The 17,026-nt window shown below is 65.8% G+C and carries 17 protein-coding genes; 9 read left to right on the top strand and 8 right to left on the bottom strand.

The window, feature by feature from the left end; all coding sequences use genetic code 11:
* Positions 1 to 11: 11 nt before the first annotated feature.
* A complete protein-coding gene (locus JQ604_RS20045; protein WP_212360214.1) occupies positions 12 to 527 on the bottom strand; it encodes a YcgN family cysteine cluster protein in 516 nt (171 codons plus the stop codon).
* A 284-nt stretch (positions 528 to 811) separates the two neighbouring features.
* On the opposite strand from JQ604_RS20045, the gene JQ604_RS20040 reads away from it, so the two are divergent.
* The 3 genes from JQ604_RS20040 to JQ604_RS20030 are packed head-to-tail and all read left to right on the top strand — an operon-like array spanning position 812 to position 4,288.
* Entirely contained in the window at positions 812 to 3,085 is a 2,274-nt protein-coding gene (locus JQ604_RS20040; RefSeq protein WP_212360211.1) for a transglycosylase domain-containing protein, read from the top strand.
* Between the two features lie 4 nt (positions 3,086 to 3,089).
* On the top strand, positions 3,090 to 3,668 hold the full coding sequence (locus JQ604_RS20035; protein WP_212360207.1) for a DUF1214 domain-containing protein: 579 nt from the start codon (positions 3,090 to 3,092) through the stop codon (positions 3,666 to 3,668).
* Positions 3,665 to 4,288 (top strand): DUF1254 domain-containing protein, encoded by a 624-nt coding sequence (locus JQ604_RS20030; RefSeq protein ID WP_212360204.1) that lies wholly within the window; start codon positions 3,665 to 3,667, stop codon positions 4,286 to 4,288. Before JQ604_RS20035 ends, JQ604_RS20030 begins: the two co-directional genes overlap by 4 nt.
* Positions 4,289 to 4,313: 25 nt before the next feature.
* Here the strand turns inward: JQ604_RS20030 and JQ604_RS20025 are convergent, their stop codons facing one another.
* Together JQ604_RS20025 and JQ604_RS20020 are read right to left on the bottom strand one after the other, a co-directional pair.
* A complete protein-coding gene (locus JQ604_RS20025; protein ID WP_212360201.1) occupies positions 4,314 to 5,084 on the bottom strand; it encodes a hypothetical protein in 771 nt (256 codons plus the stop codon).
* 16 nt (positions 5,085 to 5,100) lie between these two features.
* Complete coding sequence (locus JQ604_RS20020; RefSeq protein WP_212360198.1) at positions 5,101 to 5,295, bottom strand: hypothetical protein; 195 nt, start codon at positions 5,293 to 5,295, stop codon at positions 5,101 to 5,103.
* Positions 5,296 to 5,558: 263 nt separating this feature from the next.
* Here JQ604_RS20020 and JQ604_RS20015 point away from each other — a divergent pair, with 263 nt between their 5' ends.
* Positions 5,559 to 6,530 carry a DUF2336 domain-containing protein gene (locus JQ604_RS20015; RefSeq protein WP_212360195.1) on the top strand — a complete coding sequence of 324 codons (972 nt, stop codon included), beginning with the start codon at positions 5,559 to 5,561 and terminating at the stop codon, positions 6,528 to 6,530.
* On the opposite strand, the gene JQ604_RS20010 is transcribed toward JQ604_RS20015, so the two are convergent.
* On the bottom strand, positions 6,527 to 6,871 hold the full coding sequence (locus JQ604_RS20010) for a DUF1491 family protein (RefSeq protein WP_212360192.1): 345 nt from the start codon (positions 6,869 to 6,871) through the stop codon (positions 6,527 to 6,529). The two genes, JQ604_RS20015 and JQ604_RS20010, sit on opposite strands and share 4 nt — an antisense overlap.
* Before the next feature lie 204 nt (positions 6,872 to 7,075).
* On the opposite strand from JQ604_RS20010, the gene JQ604_RS20005 reads away from it, so the two are divergent.
* Positions 7,076 to 8,716 (top strand): ankyrin repeat domain-containing protein, encoded by a 1,641-nt coding sequence (locus JQ604_RS20005; protein ID WP_212360189.1) that lies wholly within the window; start codon positions 7,076 to 7,078, stop codon positions 8,714 to 8,716.
* A gap of 3 nt (positions 8,717 to 8,719) precedes the next feature.
* On the opposite strand, the gene JQ604_RS20000 is transcribed toward JQ604_RS20005, so the two are convergent.
* Positions 8,720 to 9,394, bottom strand: a complete 675-nt coding sequence (locus JQ604_RS20000) for a peptidoglycan-binding domain-containing protein (RefSeq protein WP_249158462.1) — start codon at positions 9,392 to 9,394, stop codon at positions 8,720 to 8,722.
* A gap of 22 nt (positions 9,395 to 9,416) precedes the next feature.
* Complete coding sequence (locus JQ604_RS19995) at positions 9,417 to 11,231, bottom strand: PAS domain-containing sensor histidine kinase (protein WP_212360183.1); 1,815 nt, start codon at positions 11,229 to 11,231, stop codon at positions 9,417 to 9,419.
* A 426-nt stretch (positions 11,232 to 11,657) separates the two neighbouring features.
* Here JQ604_RS19995 and JQ604_RS19990 point away from each other — a divergent pair, with 426 nt between their 5' ends.
* Both JQ604_RS19990 and JQ604_RS19985 read left to right on the top strand, forming a co-directional pair.
* The gene (locus tag JQ604_RS19990) at positions 11,658 to 12,041 is read left to right on the top strand and encodes a DUF5330 domain-containing protein (protein WP_212360179.1); all 384 of its coding nucleotides are present in this window, start codon (positions 11,658 to 11,660) and stop codon (positions 12,039 to 12,041) included.
* 90 nt (positions 12,042 to 12,131) lie between these two features.
* Entirely contained in the window at positions 12,132 to 12,563 is a 432-nt protein-coding gene (locus JQ604_RS19985; RefSeq protein ID WP_212360175.1) for a SufE family protein, read from the top strand.
* A 3-nt stretch (positions 12,564 to 12,566) separates the two neighbouring features.
* On the opposite strand, the gene JQ604_RS19980 is transcribed toward JQ604_RS19985, so the two are convergent.
* Entirely contained in the window at positions 12,567 to 12,980 is a 414-nt protein-coding gene (locus JQ604_RS19980) for a MucR family transcriptional regulator (RefSeq protein WP_212360171.1), read from the bottom strand.
* 162 nt (positions 12,981 to 13,142) lie between these two features.
* Complete coding sequence (locus tag JQ604_RS19975) at positions 13,143 to 14,057, bottom strand: DUF308 domain-containing protein (RefSeq protein ID WP_212360167.1); 915 nt, start codon at positions 14,055 to 14,057, stop codon at positions 13,143 to 13,145.
* A 342-nt stretch (positions 14,058 to 14,399) separates the two neighbouring features.
* Between JQ604_RS19975 and JQ604_RS19970 the strand changes: the two genes are divergently transcribed.
* On the top strand, positions 14,400 to 16,049 hold the full coding sequence (locus tag JQ604_RS19970) for a glycosyltransferase family 39 protein (protein WP_212360163.1): 1,650 nt from the start codon (positions 14,400 to 14,402) through the stop codon (positions 16,047 to 16,049).
* Positions 16,050 to 16,239: 190 nt separating this feature from the next.
* Positions 16,240 to 17,016 (top strand): class II aldolase/adducin family protein, encoded by a 777-nt coding sequence (locus JQ604_RS19965; RefSeq protein WP_212360160.1) that lies wholly within the window; start codon positions 16,240 to 16,242, stop codon positions 17,014 to 17,016.
* Positions 17,017 to 17,026 lie beyond the last annotated feature (10 nt).

Below are 17,026 nucleotides of genomic sequence, written 5' to 3'. Positions count from 1 at the left end.
ACCTTCGAGCTTCAGATCTTGGGCCGCTTCTTCAGCCGCGCGCGCTTCGGCAGCAGCCCCGGCCACTGCACGATGTGATCCTCGAGATCTTCGTCGTTGACGTCGATCTCGGTGCCCTCGACCCGGCCGCGCACGGAGACACCGGCCTCGTGCACGGTGTTGGGATCACCGGAAATCAGGGGATGCCACCAGTAAAGGTCCTTGCCCTCGGCGACGAGCTTGTAGCCGCAGCTCGGCGGCAGCCAGTTCAGGGTACGGACGTTTTCGGGCGTCAGGCGGACGCAGTCCGGAACCTGGTCGGAACGGTTCTGGTAGTCCTTGCAGGTGCAGGAGCCGGCATCGAGCAGCTTGCAGGAGATATGGGTGAAGTAGATCTTCCCCGTATCCTCGTCCTCGAGCTTCTCCAGGCAGCAGCGCGCACAGCCGTCGCACAGGCTTTCCCATTCGGCGTTGGACATCTCTTCCAACGTCTTGGTTTTCCAGAAGAATCCCTCCTGGCTGGAAGCATGCTTGGGCGGTGCGGTCATGATTCCCTGTTCTAACCTCTCTTGGCCTCTTCTTGGGGTGTGGTCCGGGGCAGCGCAAGGGGGTGGTTTTGCGGGACGACAAAAGCCGTTGAAGGCGTTAGGGCTTTCATTAAATTCGATAGCCGCGCCATTGGTTTATGGCCGCCGCTCGGATAGAACAGCCTCCGAGTCCCCAATGACGCAAAAGCGCCTTGGGTTTGCCGCAACATCGAAGCAAGACGCTTGCCCCTGCCCCGCTTGGGCGCCGGCAGCGCTGTCGAACTGATCAAGGGCCCAGTCCCCAAGTGCGCCAGATCCTACCGCCGCATTGGAAGCAGAAGGTCCGGAACTTCTTCCTGGACCTGGATGCGCGTATCGACTCGACGCTGTTCTCGTCGGCCAAGGGCCTGCGCGAGCTCTATGAGCGCTTCTCCACCTTCATGGACCGCTTCTATGTCGGCCGCTGGAAGCGCTGGGTGTTCATCGAGCCGCTGTCGGAAGCCGCCACCATCGGCCTCGGCGGCATGGTGTTGATGCTGACGCTGGCGATCCCCGCGTTCCGCGAGACCGCGGACGAGGACTGGCTGAAGAAATCCGACCTCGCGGTGACGTTCCTCGATCGCTACGGCAATCCGATCGGCAGCCGCGGCATCAAGCACAACGACTCGATTCCGCTGGAAGACTTTCCGGACAATCTGATCAAGGCGACGCTCGCCACCGAAGACCGCCGCTTCTATGACCATTACGGCATCGACTTCCCGGGCCTTGCCCGCGCGCTCGTCACCAACGCGCAGGCCGGCGGCGTACGCCAGGGCGGTTCGTCGATCACCCAGCAACTCGCCAAGAACCTGTTCCTGAACAACGAGCGCACCATCGAGCGCAAGGTCAAGGAAGCGTTCCTGGCGGTGTGGCTCGAATTCCGCCTGACCAAGAACGAAATCCTCAAACTCTATCTCGATCGCGCCTACATGGGCGGCGGCACTTTCGGCGTCGACGGCGCCGCGCATTTCTACTTCAACAAGTCGGCCCGCGACGTCAACCTCGCGGAATCCGCGATGCTCGCCGGCCTGTTCAAGGCGCCGACCAAATACGCCCCGCACATCAACCTGCCCGCGGCGCGCGCCCGCGCCAACGTCGTGCTCGACAACCTCGTCGATGCCGGCTTCATGACCGAGGGCCAGGTGTTCGGTGCCCGCCGCAATCCGGCCGTCGCCGTCGACCGCCGCGACGAGCAATCGCCGAACTACTATCTCGACTACGCCTTCGACGAGATGCGCAAGCTGGTCGACACCTTCCCGAAGTCCTACACCGAGCGCGTCTTCGTGGTCCGCACCGCGATCGACATGAAGGTGCAGCGCGCCGCCGAAGATGCGATCGAGAACCAGCTCCGCCAGTTCGGTCGCGACTATCACGCGACGCAGGCCTCGACCGTGGTGGCCGATCTCGACGGCGGCGTCCGCGCCATGGTCGGCGGCCGCGACTATGGCGCCAGCCAGTTCAACCGCGCGACCGACGCCTATCGCCAGCCCGGCTCCTCGTTCAAGCCTTACGTCTACACCACGGCTCTCCTCAACGGCTTCAAGCCGACCTCGATCGTGGTCGACGGCCCGGTCTGCATCGGCAATTGGTGTCCGCAGAACTATGGCCATTCCTACTCAGGCTCGGTGACGCTGACGCAGGCGATCACCCGCTCGATCAACGTCGTGCCGGTCAAACTGTCGATCGCGCTCGGCGGCAAGGAAGGCCCGAAGGCCGGCCGCGCCAAGATCGTCGAGGTCGCGCGCCGCTTCGGCCTCAAGGCGCCGCTGCCGGACACGCCGTCGATGCCGATCGGCTCCGACGAAGTCACCGTGCTCGAGCACGCCGTGGCGTATGCGACCTTCCCGAACCGGGGCAAGTCGGTGACGCCGCATGCCGTGCTGGAAGTGCGCACCGGCGCCGGCGACCTGGTCTGGCGCTGGGATCGCGACGGGCCGAAGCCGAAGCAGGCGATCCCGGCTTCGGTTGCGTCAGACATGGCGGGCATGATGAGCCACGTGGTCAGCGAAGGCACCGCGCGCCGCGCGGCGCTCGACGGCATTCCAACCGCGGGCAAGACCGGCACCACCAATGCCTATCGTGACGCCTGGTTCGTCGGGTACACCGGCAACTTCACCTGCGCGGTCTGGTACGGCAATGACGACTATTCGCCGACCAACCGCATGACCGGCGGCTCGCTGCCGGCGCAGACCTGGCACGACATCATGGAAGTCGCGCATCAGGGCGTCGAAGTGAAGGAGCTGGTCGGCGTCGGCATGGGCCAGAAGCTGCCGCCGCAGCCGGCAGCCGCGCAGGCCAACGCCGCGCCGCGGGTGCTGGAGACCAAGCCCGGTCCGCCGCCGGTGCTGACCAAGCGCGGCGCCGACATTTTGGTGCGGGTCGAGAAGATGCTCGACGATGCGGCCAAGACCGTCGGCGCGACCACGCTGAACGAGCCCGCCAGGCAGAAGGCGGACTCTTCGAGCGCGCTGGCCTTCCCCGAGAATTACGCCGCCGCTGGTCCCGACGGCACACCAACGACTGCACCACGCAAGAACTGACGACGTGCGGCTGATCCTCATCACCTTGCTCGCGCTTGCGATCGCCACTGCGGTCGGCCTCGGCTCGACCTACGTCACAGCGACGCGCGGCACCGATTTGGGTACGTTGAAGATCGGCGCCTGGACCGCGCGGCCGAAGAACGGCACCGCCGACGTCGATCCCTATTCGCGCGCCACCATCGCGCGCAGCGGCGAGCTGCCGGTCGGCACCGGCGACGGCATCGCCTTCACCGCCACGTCGGACGACAGGAAGAAGCCGCTCGACGGCCGCTGCGATATCGTGGTCAGCGGCGTGACGCCGCCGGCGCGGTTCTGGACGCTGACACTGTTCGACCAGAAGGGCCACCTCGTCGCCAACACGCTGCAGCGTTACGGCTTCACCAGCCAGGAGATCATCCGCGGCTCCGACGGCTCGTTCGAGATCCGCATCGCCTCGCGCTCGCGCGCCGGCAACTGGCTGCCGACCGGCGGCATCGAGCGCTATTCGCTGATGCTGCGGCTGTACGACACGCCGGTCGGCGTGGCCACGCGCACCCAGCGCGATGCGCCGATGCCGGCGATTGCGACGGTGGGCTGCCCATGATCCGGATCGCCTTCGCCATCATCGCAGGCGTGCTGCTCGGCGGCATTGTGCATCTCGTCAGCGTGCTGGCGCTGCCGCGGGTCGCCTCGCAGGATGCCTATTCGCGGCTGACGCCGATGACGAAGCAGAACGAGGTGACGCAGCTGCCGCTGGCCGAGCCCGGCAGCTCGCCGATGCCGTTCATGGACCCGGCGTTCGCAATGGCGATCTGCCGCTACGATCTCTCCACCGGGCCGATCAAGCTGACGGTGCCGGTCAGCCAGTCCTACACCTCGGTGTCGTTCTACACCCGCAACGAGGTCGCCTATTACGCGATCAACGACCGCTCTGCCGGCAAGCGCGTGATCGAGCTCGACCTGATGACCGAAGCGCAGCACAACGCGCTGCCGGAGGACGAGGAAGTCACCGCCGCCGACCGGCTGATCATCGATTCCCCGACCGAGACCGGCCTGATCCTGTTGAAGGCGCTCGCCGCCGAGCCCGGCCTGATGCCGCAGGCCCAGGCCTCGCTGCAGGCCGCACGCTGCAGCGTGCAGGTCGACGCCCCGCCGACCCCCGCCAAGCAGGAGCCGCGGCCCGCGCCGGCACCTGCCCCGCCGCCGCCGGCGAAGAAGAAGTAAATGGGAAACTCAGGTGCGAAGACAGTCAGCCCTTGGTCACCACGGCCTCGCCGATGACCGGCGGTGCACCGATGATCGGCGGATTGGCGGTCAGCCGCGCAAGTTCGCCGATCTGGCGATCGACATCGGCGGCCATGCCGTCGGGCGCCTGGATCACCAGCCGCTCCAGCGCCCAGCGATAGGCCGAGATCCGCCGCTCTAGGCTCTGCTGCACCCACTGCACGATCAGCGTGTTCTCTTCCATCCGCGCGATCGCGTCCGCCCGCTCCCGCGGCGACAAATCAGAGACCTTGTCGAGGCTGGCGGCACGCCTGCGGTCGAGCTCGATGACGCGGGCGGCGCAGGCGAAGAACGGTTCGAAGCGGGTGATGTCGTCGCGCACGTCGTCGATCATCAGCGAATAGCGCGAGGCCCAGGAGCGGTGCGGCTCGTCGATCAGCGAGCGGCCATAGGCGGTGCGGTCGAACACGATCCTCTGCCGCCATGGCGCGGGCAGCGGCTGGTAGTCGCCGAACACGCTCTTCCAGGCCGGGCGCGTATGCGGCGGCTCGATGAAGGGATAGGCGAGATCGCGCATCTGGCGCTCGCCCTCGGTCAGTTGGAACTGCGACGCCTTCATGCCGATGCTGCCGGTCGCCTCGGCGCCGAGCCAGCGATGCATGTCGTCGTTGCGGAAGTCCGCGCGGGTGCGGCCGAAATCGCCGCCACTGCAGCCGCCGAGCGCGGCGCAAACCAATGCAATCATCAAGGCCGGAAACGACCGAGACCCGGCGATCCGGATCGGCAGCACCGGCATTGCAATATCCTCTGTGTCAGGAGCGCCGACGGCGACGGCGGCCGGGTGCAGTACCCGCTTCCGGTCCGCGCCCGCCACCGGTCTCGGTGGTCTCGCGCTCGATCCGGACGACGGGAAGGATCAGCACCGTGCCCATGCCCTCGCCTGCGGCGCCCATCACGCTCGGACGCCGCGTCGCCGCATCCGCCGGAAATTCGATGATGGTCCCCATGTTCCGTTTCTCTCTGGCCCCCGCACGGGACGTGATTTGCCCGGCGACGGCCCGATTAAGACCGCAACGTGGTTAATGACATCTTAAGCCCCGCCTGCGTGCGTTTACGGATGTGGCCGCTGTGTCGCGCCGGACACGTGCCTCGAATGCGAGCGATCGGCTTCACGGCTTGTTTTCCTTAACCGCCTCTTAAAGCGCGCCGCGTAGGCTCGCCTCAACAAGGTTTTCACGGTCGCAATACCCTGAAGTCGCGTACGCAAGAGATGAGCACAGCTCCACTACTTCCTGGACTCACTGGGCTGTTGACGCTCTCTCGCCGCGAGGGGGTCGACATTCGCCCGACACTGCTGCGCGTGCTGACCGATCTCTATGTGCAGGCCAGCGCCCACTCCGCCGATGAAGAGCGCCAATTCGTCGAGCTGGCCTCGCGCCTGATCGACGAGGTCGACGACACCACACGCGCCGCCGTGCGGGCGCGGCTGGCGATCTATCCGGCGACGCCCGCCGAGATTCTGGACAAGCTCGGCCTGCGTCATGGTCATTCCCACCCGGCGATGCCCACCGCCTCCGCGATTCCGGCCGCACCAACTCCGACAGCGCCGGTGAAGGCGCCGACCGAGGCGCAGTTGCGGATGGCGTCGAGTCTTGCGATGCGGCCGAACGATGCCGCCGAAATCTCCGACATGTTCTTCGCCGCCGCGGCCGGCGAGCGCGCCCAGATCCTGCACAATCTGCACGAGACGCCGCTGAAGGCCTCGGCGCGAATTCCGCCGGCCCGCGCTTCGCGCGCGATCCACATCCTGGAAATGGCCGCGTTTGCCGAGGACGTCGAGAGCTTTACGATGGAGGTCGGCGAGGCGCTGATCCTGCCGTCGCGGATCGCAGCGCAAGTGGTTGATGATGCCGGCGGCGAGCCGCTCGCCTGCGCGATGAAGGCGCTGGACATGACCAGCGCGGCGTTCCAGCGCGTGCTGATGTTCCTCAATCCGGAAGCCGGCTCGCAGGTCAACTACGTCTACCGCCTGTCGCGGCTCTACGATCGCCTCAGCGAGCGCTCGGCGCTGGTGATGCTGGCGGCCTGGCGCGGTTCGACCATGGCGGTGGCCCGCGCGAAGTATCGCGCCGCGCTCTATGACGATGAGCGCCATCGCGTACGCTCGGCGCCGTCGCAGACGAGGCCCGTCGTGCAGCCCGGCAGCGCGCCTGCAAAGCGGCGCTCACAGGACGAACGCTAGCTTTTCGCCAGATCCAGAAAATGCCGCCCGGCGCGGTCCTCGGTCTCGACGATCCAGGCGTCGGGATCGAAGCGGAGCTCCTTGGTCAGCCGCTCCTCGACCGATAGCTCGGGCAGTGCCTGGGCTGCGATCGGCACGAACAGACGCTCGGCCGGACGGCCCTCGTCATAAACAGTCTGCGGCGCTGGCGCGTAGAGCATCGCGTTGCCGTCCATGGTCGCAACCTTGACGAACACGGCGCCGGCCTCCTCAGCCCCGCGCTTGCGCACGGCGCCGAAGACGCCCTCGGTCTGGCAGCGGCGCAGATAGGCGGCCACCCAAATGCTGGATTTCAATCGCATGGGCCGATCCTATAGGCGAGCCGCGACGCCGCGTCCAATCGCGGGTTGACCCTGGCGCGCGACCTTCCTATCGTGGCGATGCGCGATGCAAGCCGCGCCCGGGTCCACGGGAAGGGTTGAACCCACTTGCATGTCGAACGCGGCAAATCGAGCCTTTGTGCAGCCGGTTTTGTGGACCATCGGCGTTGATGCACGGAGGTTGCCATGAACCGATCGGCCGCGCGATTGAATCTCGATCATCTGAAGAAGCAGGCCAAGGACCTGATCCGCCTCTATCGCCAGCGCGCGCCCGAGGCCTTGTCCCGCTTCCGCAACTCACTTCCGTCTGCCGCAGGCCTGAGCGACGACGCGATCGCGGCGCTCGATCTCCGGCTGCACGACGCGCAATCCTGCGTCGCGCGCGATCTCGGCTTTCTCTCCTGGCAGGACCTGGCGCGCTACGTCGAGGCGCAACCGGCACCTGATAAGGGCCGCGCGGATCGTGTGATGCGATGGCTCGAACTTGTTTACGCCGGTGACGTCGATGGCAACGCCAATCGCGCCAACCCGCGCGTTGCAGCACGGATGCTCGCCGAGACACCTGATCTCGCGGCTGGCGATCCCTCTGTTGCCTGCGTGATCGGCGATGAGGCTGCGCTGCGGCGAGCGATCGCGATGGATTCCACCTGGATCAATCGCCCGGGCGGACCGCTGAAACTGCCGCCGCTGGTTGCTGTCACGCATTCCAGCCTGCTGTCGATCGCGGAATTCCGCGCACGCCTGCACGCTTGCGCGCGCCTGCTGCTCGAGGCCGGCGCCGATCCCAACCAGCAGATCAGCAGCCGCTGGCCGCCGGCCTCACTTGCAGAGCCCGACGAGCGCAATCCGCTGTCCGCGCTCTATGGCGCAGCGGGACGTAATCACGACCTCGAGCTGACGAAGATGCTGCTCGATGCCGGTGCCAACCCTGATGACAACGAGTCGCTCTATCATTCGCTCGAAGCTTTCGTGACGACGGGCCTGCTGCTCGAGCACGGCGCCCGCATCGGCGGGACGAACGCGATGTATCACGTGCTCGATTTCGAAAACGTCCCTGCCCTGCAGCTGCTGTTGCAGCACGGCGGCGATCCGAACGAGCCGCCGCCGAATCCGCCGCTGACGGACTGGGGTTCACCGCTGCTATGGGCGATCCGTCGGCGGCGATCCCACCAATGCATCGCGACGTTGCTGGATGCCGGCGCGGATGCGGCGGTGACGACGCCCGATGGCGTCAGCGCCTATCGGCTGGCGCTGCAATTCGGCCTGACTGATGTCGCCGATCTCTTGCGCGAGCGCACCGGCCTGGAAGACGTCTCCGACGAAGAGCAGTTCGTCGCGGCTTGCACGTCAGGCAACGAAAGCGAGGCGCGTCGCATCCAGGCCAAGCGGCCCGATCTGCCGAAAGCACTATCTGAGCAACAACTGCGATTGCTTCCTGACCTCGCTTCCGAAGGTAGCGAGACCGGCGTGCGGCTGATGGTGAGGCTGGGATGGCCGATCGCGGTGCGCGGCGGCGACTGGGATGCGTCGGCACTCAATCATGCGGTGTTTCGCGGCGACGCTGATCTGACGCGCTTCCTGCTCGCGCACGGCGCCGAATGGACCGAGCAGCATGGCTTCGGCGATAACGCCTGCGGCTCGCTGTCCTGGGCTTCTCTCAACACGCCGGTCGATGGCGGTGATTGGGCCGGCTGCGCGCGGGCGTTGCTCGATCATGGCCTGCCCCGCGCCATGCCGGATCGCGATGATCCGGAATGGGTCGTGATCGGCGGACGACGAAAGCAGTTTTCCGACGAGGTCAGCGAGGTGCTGCTGGGCGACGGATGATCGTCACTCGATCGAATGGCCGATCATTGTGCCTAATTCATGCACGAGACGATCGGACATCTGCCCGGTCACCGGCAGCTTGCGCGCCTTCTCGAACTTCGCGATCGCGTTCTGGGTGTCTACGCCGATGGTGCCGGTCGGCTTGAGCTGGCCGTATCCATATTCGGTCAGCGCGCGCTGCACGGCGGCGATGCGCTTGCCGGCCGGGCTCAGATTGGACGGGATCGGCGCCGGCGGACGCACGACGTTCGACGGTGCTGCGGCAGCCGGCGGCGCGCTGGTGGATTTCGTCACCAGGTTGGCCATGGGGTCGGACGACGACTTTGCCTCGACCGGTTTGGCCTCAACAACAGGTCTGGCCTCGACCGGCTTCGGCGGCTCGACAGCCTCCACCGGACGCGCAGCGGCCTCGACCGGGCGCGGACGCGGCAAGGGATTGGCGACCGCTGCGACGGGCGCAGGCGGCGGCAGCGTGACGACGGAGTTGCCGAACATCGGCGATGGATGACGGCCGGCCTGCAGGAACAGCGCGTTGGTCAGGATCGCAACGACGGCGGAGGCCGCCAGCAGACCCGCGACCATGTCCTTCGGGCTATGCAGCAGCATCCGCAGGAACAGGCCCCGCTCCTGTTCCGGCTCGATCGCGACCGCCTTGGCCTTGCGACGGCGGCGCGGCATCTCGTCATCGTCCAAGGTCTGTCTAGGCACTCTTCTTCACCTGATGAACTTGCTCTTGTAATCCGGATCGCAGCGCGGGCTTCAGGGTTGCGACGTTGCTCGACGGCTCCTTGGCGACCGGCGGCGTGAATGACAGCGGCAGCGCCACCGTCACCATCGTGCCTTCGCCGACCTTGCTCTGCACGTTGAACTCGCCGTTGTGCAGGTTGACCAGTCCCTTGACGATCGACAGTCCGAGGCCGGTGCCTTCATGGCGGCGCTGATAGGTCTTGCCGGCCTGGAAGAAGGGATCGCCGATCCGCTCGAGATCATCGGCGGCGATGCCGACGCCGGTGTCGGAGACACGCAGCATCAGCCGCGCGCCCTCGACAGAGGCCGAAACGGTCACCTTGCCACCGCGCTCGGTGAACTTGATGGCATTGGAGACGAGGTTGAGCACGATCTGCTTGAACGCGCGCGGATCCCCGTTCAAATCGGGCAGATCGTCCGGCGCACGGGTGGCGAGATCGACGCCGCCCTCGCGCGCCTTTAGCGCCAGCAGGTTGCAGCAGTTGACCAGCGCGGGCCGCGGCGCGAACGGCTCCGGCGAAATCTCGAAATTGCCGGTTTCCATCTTCGACATGTCGAGGATGCCGTTGACCACCGACAGCAGATGCTGGCCGGAATCGTTGATCAGCTGGGCGTATTCCTTGCGCCGCGCCGAATCCAGCATCAGCACGTCTTCCTGCGCGATCATCTCGGAGAAGCCGATGATGGCGTTGAGCGGCGTTCGCAGCTCGTGGCTCATGGTGGCGAGGAAGCGGGTCTTCGACGCGTCGGCCTGCTCGGCCGCGTGGCGCGCGAGCTCCAGCGCCTGCTCCTGCATCTTGCGGTCGGTGATGTCGCGGATCACGGCGACGACTTCCGACTCCTGCGAATTCTGCTCCAGCGGCCGGCAGCGCATCTCGACCCAGATGAAATCGGCGGCGATGGCCTGGTCCCGCATCGTGTCGCGACGCAGGCGGAATTCGACGCTGCGCGCCTCGCCGCCCCGCGCAGCATCCGACAGCGCGGTGAGATAGGCGGGACGATCGGCGACATGGACGCGGTCGAACAGGCCATGGCCGAGCAGGCGCGTCGCAGGCACGCCAACCATCGCCTCGGCAGCCGGCGAGATGAACTGCACCGCTCCGTTGCGGCTGTGGCGCGACAGCGCATCGCTCATGTGATGCGCCAGCAAACGATAGCGCTCTTCCTCGAGATAGAGCAGCGCGACGCTGGTCCGCGCCAGCGATTCCGCGCCAAAGGCGAGGCCGGCGGCATAAAGCGTCGCCGACACCACGCCAAAACCGTAAAGCGCATGCGTGGCCGCACCGAGATCGGCAGCCGGCAACACATGATAGTGACCGAGCACGATCAGCAGCGACGCGCACGACATCGCCAGCGCAAAGGCAAAGGCAACGACCCGCCGCGATGCCGACAGCGCCGCCTCGATCGGAATCACGACGAGCCAGATCGCGGCGAATGATTCGATGCCGCCAGTGGTCACGGCGATCATCAGCACGAGACCGGCGAGCGCCACCGATGACAGCACATGCGCACTTTCATAGTGGCCGGTGCGCGACAGGAACCAGGACAGCAGGATTGGCGCAGTCAGCCAGGCAAAGGCAGCGACCTCGACCGCCGTGGGCGCACCGCGCATGGCGAGATAGACGGGGAACGCCGCGAACGCCGCCAGGCTGCCGAGCAGACGCGGCGCCATGAAGGCGCGATGGCGGGCACGCATCAGCGCGTCATATCGCGCCGAAGGATGCAGCAGCGCATCGAGACATTCGCGGATGAGACTCACAACACTCACAGCACTCGCGCTTCGGCTTCATCGTCAGACAGACGCGCCGGAACGCCTCCTTGATCTTTCCGCCACCGTGTCAGAGCGAACTTAAACGAACGCTAAGGCCGGCAGGCCCACCACCCGACAGCGTGTGTTCGCGGGGAATTCGCGCAGCTTTCGGTGCCCATTTGTCGAGGATGGTGAACGACAGGTTTCCGGATGTGACGGGCTATGGTTTCGAAATGGTGGACACGGCGATGAGCCCGCGAATCGTCCATCCATGCGACCGTCATCAATCGAATATTTACGTCGAATCGATTCCGGCCAATTTTCAGCGAATTTTCGGCGAGTTTACCTCAATGCAAATACTTCCGGTTTATCCACGCCTGCTACGTCAGGGCCAACTGCGGCATCGACCGCAAATGAAGCAAAAGAGGCTACCGGGGTCGCGCGATGTTTTTCCTGTTGCGTCTGGCATTCTGGCTCGGGCTTGTGCTCGTGCTGCTGCCGAGGGACAAAACACCTGAATCGGACAAGACGCCGCAGATCAGCGCGTCGGATGCCGTTTCGGCTGCGACGGCTGCGATCAACGACATGGGCCAGTTCTGCAAGCGCCAGCCTGCGGCCTGCGAGGTCGGCGGGCAGGCCGCGACCGCGATCGGCCAGCGCGCCACCGACGGCGCGCGCAAGGTCTATCATATCATCACCGAGAAGAAGCCGGATCACACCGGCTCGATCGGCGGCGAAGGTATCGACGAGGCCAGCAATGTCGCCTCGCGCGACACCCTGACCATGGACGACCAGGCCATCGAATTTCGGCTGCCGCCGACGAAGTGAGGTCAATTTAGGGGCGGAACCCGTTCCATTTTCATCGCTTTCGCGGCCTGCCTTCCTATATAAGGCGCAGAGAAATCTGCGCGGGCCACGATGACGACGATCGACGATATCAGGGACAATTTTGAGCTGCTGGACGAGTGGGACGACCGTTACCGCTACGTGATCGAGCTCGGCCGCACGCTCGACCCGCTGCCGGAGGAGGATCACTCCGCCGAAAACAAGGTGCAGGGCTGTGTCAGCCAGGTCTGGCTGTCGAAGCGGATCGATCGCAATGGCAATGGCGAGCCGCTGCTGCATTATCGCGGCGACAGCGATGCCCACATCGTGCGCGGCCTGGTCGCGATCACGCTGACGCTGTTCTCCGGCCATACGCCGAAGGAGATCCTGGCAACCGACGCGCTGGCGCTGTTCAAGGAGTTCGGCTTCGGCGAGCATCTGACGCCGCAGCGGTCCAACGGTCTGCGCGCGATGGTCGAGCGGATCAAGAACGATGCGCGCGAGGCGCTCGCAGCGGCCTCGTAGCTACTATTTCTTCTTCCGCGCCTGCTGCCCGAGCCCCATCTTCTTGGCGAGCTGCGAACGCGCCACCGCGTAGTTCGGCGCCACCATCGGATAGTCGGCCGGCAGGCCCCATTTCTCGCGATATTGTTCCGGCGTCATGTTGTACTGCGTGCGCAGATGACGCTTCAGCGACTTGAAGCGTTTGCCGTCTTCCAGGCAGACCAGATATTCCGGCGTGATCGACTTCTTCATCGACACCGCAGGCTTCGCCGGCTCGGCCGGCGCCTCGGGCCGTCCGGTTGCGACCCGGAGCAGCGCCGCGTGAACCTGGCTGATCAGGCTCGGAATCTCGGAGGCCTGGGTCGGGTTGTTGCTGAGATAGGCCGACACGATGTTGGCGGTCAGTTCGACCGGGCTTTTGCCTGCGGCGTCGGACATGGTTCAATCTTCCCTTGGGCTCGGTCGCGCGGCGCGCCGGACAGTATACCGGCCGCACGAATACATCGGAGAATCCCGAACTACTTGGCGAATATGAGGGGATTGCCGCCGCTCTGACAAGAACGGCGGCGTTTTATTCTGTCGGCAAGTATTGCGCGGCGCTTACGACCGGTGGTCGAGGTGCGACCGGAGCTCGTCGATCGAGGCAAAGCGCATCATGCCTTCCGGCATCTGGGCCTCGATCGAGCCATCCGAATAAAGCGAATAGGCCATGCCGTCGACCACGCCCGACTTGAGCACGGTGACCGGTGGCTGTTCGACTGGCGCCGGCGGATGGGCCGGCGACGGGGCCGTCCCATTGGTGTCGCTGGGCGGGGTCAGCGGTCGGCTCGGACGCCGCGGCGCAACATCGACCGATCGCGGCCGTTCGGACTTCGGCCAGGCGTCGTCAAAGGTGGCGGGCGCCGGCTCGCTTGGCTCGGCGGCTGGTGGCACTGCGGGCGGATTCGGGCGCAGGTCCGCCGAGAGCAGGTCCGGCGGCAGCGGCTCGGCCGTCCGCGCCTGGGCGCGCTCCCGCTCCTTCCGCGAGGTCGAGGAGAACAGCAGATTGCGTCGCTTGGGCGCCTCCGCGGGAGGGGCGATTGGCGGTGCCGGCGGAGGTGCCTCGCCGCGCGCGCCAGTACGCTGGCCGACCTCCTCATGCCAGGGCGGCGGACTGGCTGACGGCGCGGTTGGGGGCGCCGGTGGCGGTGGAGGAACGTCGAATCCGGATGGCTGGTCACGCGTAAGCGGCGGAAAGGCGACATCGGGGGCTGCACGCGGAGAAGTTGCAGGTGCGGACTGTGTTCCCTGGCCTATCCCTGCGGGCACGCCGCTGCCCAGCCGCCGGGCAATCGTCTGCAGTTCGCGCACCGCAGCCGCGACCGCCAGCACGATCGCGCCGCCGCAAAGCGCAGTCACGCCGGTCACCATCAGCGTGCTGCCAAGCCCAAAATCCCTAATGGGAATTCCAAAGCCGATCGCCGCCAGTCCCCCCACCACGAGGACCGCACCCGCGACCAACAAACCGATCACCATCGAACCAACCCCCGGGCCCGCCTGAAATCCCTGCGGAGCCGCCAACGCCACGATACCGTCATATTGTCCACATCGCCAACCGCCAATTGCAGGCGGGGTTCCTCGGTGAACCCGTCACCCACCGGAATCATACGCGCGAATTCGCGCGATCCAGAGGCGACCGAGGGTCCATTTTTCCCGTAATTCTACCACCTACGAATTGCTGCCAAATTATTGCAATGCATCAGGGAATTTACGCCACAATTGCCAATTACTTGGAAAGGGAACTGCGCTATATGGATGCCGGGGAATGAGGCCCTGAAGCGCGTCAGCTGGGCCACAGGGACGCCGGTACCAATAGCCATGTCTTCCATTACAACGTCTGCCCTCGATACGCCTGCGCGGCGCTCGATCGAGAAGACCTGCGACGATCTCGCGCTGATTGCTCTCGGCGCGGTCGCCTTGATCGCCGGTCTGACATTTCGCGATTACGGATTGGGTTGGGACGATTACACCCACGCCGAGTATGCCGACCTCCTGCTGCGCATGTACGGGTCCGGGTTCAAGGACACCGCGGCGCTGTCGTTCGCCAATCTCTACATGTATGGCGGCGGCTTCGACATGGCGGCCGCCCTGCTGCACAAGATCATTCCGCTGGAACTGTTCGAGACGCGCCGCCTGGTCGGCGCGATCGTCGGCGTCGTCGGCCTTGCCGTGACCTGGCGGCTGGCGCGCCGGGTGGGCGGCCCGCTGGCCGGGCTCGCCGCGCTGCTGCTGCTCGCGCTGTGCCCGACCTTCTACGGCCACATGTTCATGAACCCGAAGGACGCGCCGTTCGCGGTCGCCATGATCATCCTGATCATGGGCCTGGTGCGCCTCGCGGAAGAATATCCGGCGCCCTCGCCGCGCACGATCCTGATCGTCGGCTTCGGCGCCGGCCTCGCGCTCGGCTGCCGCGTGCTCGGCGGGCTGGCGCTGATCTATGCCGCGGTCGGCTTCATGCCGCTGCTGCTCGAGGAATATCGCACGCAAGGCGTGCGCGAGGCGGCGCATCGCTTCGCTCATGTCGTCTATGTGCTGATGCCGGGCCTGGCCTTCGGTTATCTCGTGATGGGTCTGGTCTGGCCGTGGTCGATCATGGAGCCGGGCCATCCGCTCGAGGCCGTCACCTACTTCTCGCACTTCTTCGAGAAGCCGTGGAAGGAGATGTTCGACGGCGCGCTGGTCTCGGTGCCCGACATGCCCTGGTCCTATCTGCCGACGCTGTTCGCGCTGCAGATGCCGGAAGTGCTGCTGGTGCTGCTGGCCGCGGCCGTGGTCCTCACCCTCACGTCACTGTCGCGCAACGACGTGCCGGCTCGCCGCAAGACCATCATGCTGATGCTGACGATGGCAGCGACCCTGCCGCTGGTCGTCGCGATGGTGAAGCGGCCGGCGCTCTATAACGGCATCCGCCATTTCATCTTCGTGATCCCGCCGATGACCGTGCTCGGCGGTGTCGCCTTCGCGCGCGGCATGAACTGGCTCGGCGAGAACAAGCGCAGCTGGCAGCCCGTCGCCGTGGCGGTGTTCGCGTTCGGCCTCTTGCTGCCGCTCGGCGAGATGATCCGCCTGCATCCCTACCAGTACACCCACTTCAACCACATCGCCGGTACGGTGCGCACGGCCGACAACTACTTCATGCTGGATTATTGGGGCCTGGCGCTGAAGCAGGCTTCCGACGAGTTGCGCGAGCAGCTCACCGAGCGGCAGGAAGTACCGCCGCAGCACCGCAAGTGGAAGGTCGCGGTGTGCGGTCCGCAGCGTCCGGCCCAGGTCGCGCTCGGTCCCGACTTCACCATCGGCTGGGACAGCAACGCCGCCGACTTCGCGATGACGCTCGGCGAGTTCTACTGCAAGGGCCTGACCGCGCCTGTGATGGTCGAGATCAAGCGCGACGATGTCGTGTTCGCCCGCGTCTACGACATCCGCGGCCGCAGCATTTCCAGCCTGCTCGCGATTCCCGCGCCGTAACTGCAACGGCGCCGGGGCGGAATATCGCCCTGTCGCGCGATACCCGAGCATGATCCTGTCGCCAAAGCGCGATGGCCGACCATGCTTCACCTTTTCACGACGACATGACTGCCACGCCGGCCCGCTGCCTTGCTGCGGGCCGACGCCAGCGTTAGGCTCCGCGCCAGCCAATCAATTGGAGGAACCGGCCATGTCGCCAGCAGAAGCACGCCTGAAAGAAGTGCCGTCGGATATGAGCGCGGCGGAGTGGGAACAGCGCATCAACCTCGCCGCCTGCTACCGGCTGGTCGCGCTCTATGGCTGGGACGACCTCGTCGACACCCACATCTCCGCGCGCGTGCCGGGACCGGAGCATCACTTCCTGATCAATCCCTACGGGCTGATGTTCGACGAGATCACGGCGTCGAGCCTGGTCAAGGTCGATCTCGACGGCAACCAGCTCTCCAAGAGCGAGTACAGCATCAACCCGGCCGGCTTCACCATCCATTCGGCGATCCATGAAGTGCGCGAGGATGCCGGCTGCGTGCTGCATCTCCACACCGTCGACGGCACCGCAGTCTCCAGCGCCAGCGAGGGCCTGCTGCCGCTGAACCAGACCGCGCAGCTCGTCACCCACGATCTGGCCTATCACGACTATGAGGGCATCGCCCTCGATCACGACGAGCGCCCGCGCCTGCAGCACGACCTCGGCACCAGGAATCACATGCTGTTGCGCAATCACGGCACGCTGACGGTCGGCCGCTCGGTCGCCTCGGCCTTCGAGCGGATGTACCATCTGGAGCGGGCCTGCTCGATGCAGGTGCGCACGCGGATGCTGGGCGCGACCTATCCGGTCGAGCAACTCGCCATCGACAAGAACACCGAGCTATTGTCCAACCCCGACCGCGCGGAACTGCGCTCGACCACGCTGGTCTGGCCGCCGCTGCTGCGCAAGCTCGACCGGGTGAACCCGGGCTATCGTGATTGAACTTTCATGA

The organism is Bradyrhizobium jicamae, assembly GCF_018130695.1.
GTDB classification, from domain to species: domain Bacteria; phylum Pseudomonadota; class Alphaproteobacteria; order Rhizobiales; family Xanthobacteraceae; genus Bradyrhizobium; species Bradyrhizobium jicamae_B.
This window is presented reverse-complemented; position numbering and strand designations above follow the sequence as displayed.

Excerpts from the sequence above, each read along its gene's own strand:
- JQ604_RS20000 (WP_249158462.1), bottom strand. The coding sequence starts at position 9,394 with ATGCCGCGCCGCCGTCGCAAGGCCAAGGCGGTCGCGATCGAGCCGGAA.
- JQ604_RS19990 (WP_212360179.1), top strand. The coding sequence starts at position 11,658 with ATGTTTTTCCTGTTGCGTCTGGCATTCTGGCTCGGGCTTGTGCTCGTG.
- JQ604_RS19980 (WP_212360171.1), bottom strand. The coding sequence starts at position 12,980 with ATGTCCGACGCCGCAGGCAAAAGCCCGGTCGAACTGACCGCCAACATC.
- JQ604_RS20030 (WP_212360204.1), top strand. The coding sequence starts at position 3,665 with ATGATCCGGATCGCCTTCGCCATCATCGCAGGCGTGCTGCTCGGCGGC.
- JQ604_RS20025 (WP_212360201.1), bottom strand. The coding sequence starts at position 5,084 with ATGCCGGTGCTGCCGATCCGGATCGCCGGGTCTCGGTCGTTTCCGGCC.
- JQ604_RS20020 (WP_212360198.1), bottom strand. The coding sequence starts at position 5,295 with ATGGGGACCATCATCGAATTTCCGGCGGATGCGGCGACGCGGCGTCCG.
- JQ604_RS19975 (WP_212360167.1), bottom strand. The coding sequence starts at position 14,057 with ATGGTGATCGGTTTGTTGGTCGCGGGTGCGGTCCTCGTGGTGGGGGGA.
- JQ604_RS19970 (WP_212360163.1), top strand. The coding sequence starts at position 14,400 with ATGTCTTCCATTACAACGTCTGCCCTCGATACGCCTGCGCGGCGCTCG.
- JQ604_RS19985 (WP_212360175.1), top strand. The coding sequence starts at position 12,132 with ATGACGACGATCGACGATATCAGGGACAATTTTGAGCTGCTGGACGAG.
- JQ604_RS19965 (WP_212360160.1), top strand. The coding sequence starts at position 16,240 with ATGTCGCCAGCAGAAGCACGCCTGAAAGAAGTGCCGTCGGATATGAGC.
- JQ604_RS20005 (WP_212360189.1), top strand. The coding sequence starts at position 7,076 with ATGAACCGATCGGCCGCGCGATTGAATCTCGATCATCTGAAGAAGCAG.
- JQ604_RS20045 (WP_212360214.1), bottom strand. The coding sequence starts at position 527 with ATGACCGCACCGCCCAAGCATGCTTCCAGCCAGGAGGGATTCTTCTGG.
- JQ604_RS20015 (WP_212360195.1), top strand. The coding sequence starts at position 5,559 with ATGAGCACAGCTCCACTACTTCCTGGACTCACTGGGCTGTTGACGCTC.
- JQ604_RS20010 (WP_212360192.1), bottom strand. The coding sequence starts at position 6,871 with ATGCGATTGAAATCCAGCATTTGGGTGGCCGCCTATCTGCGCCGCTGC.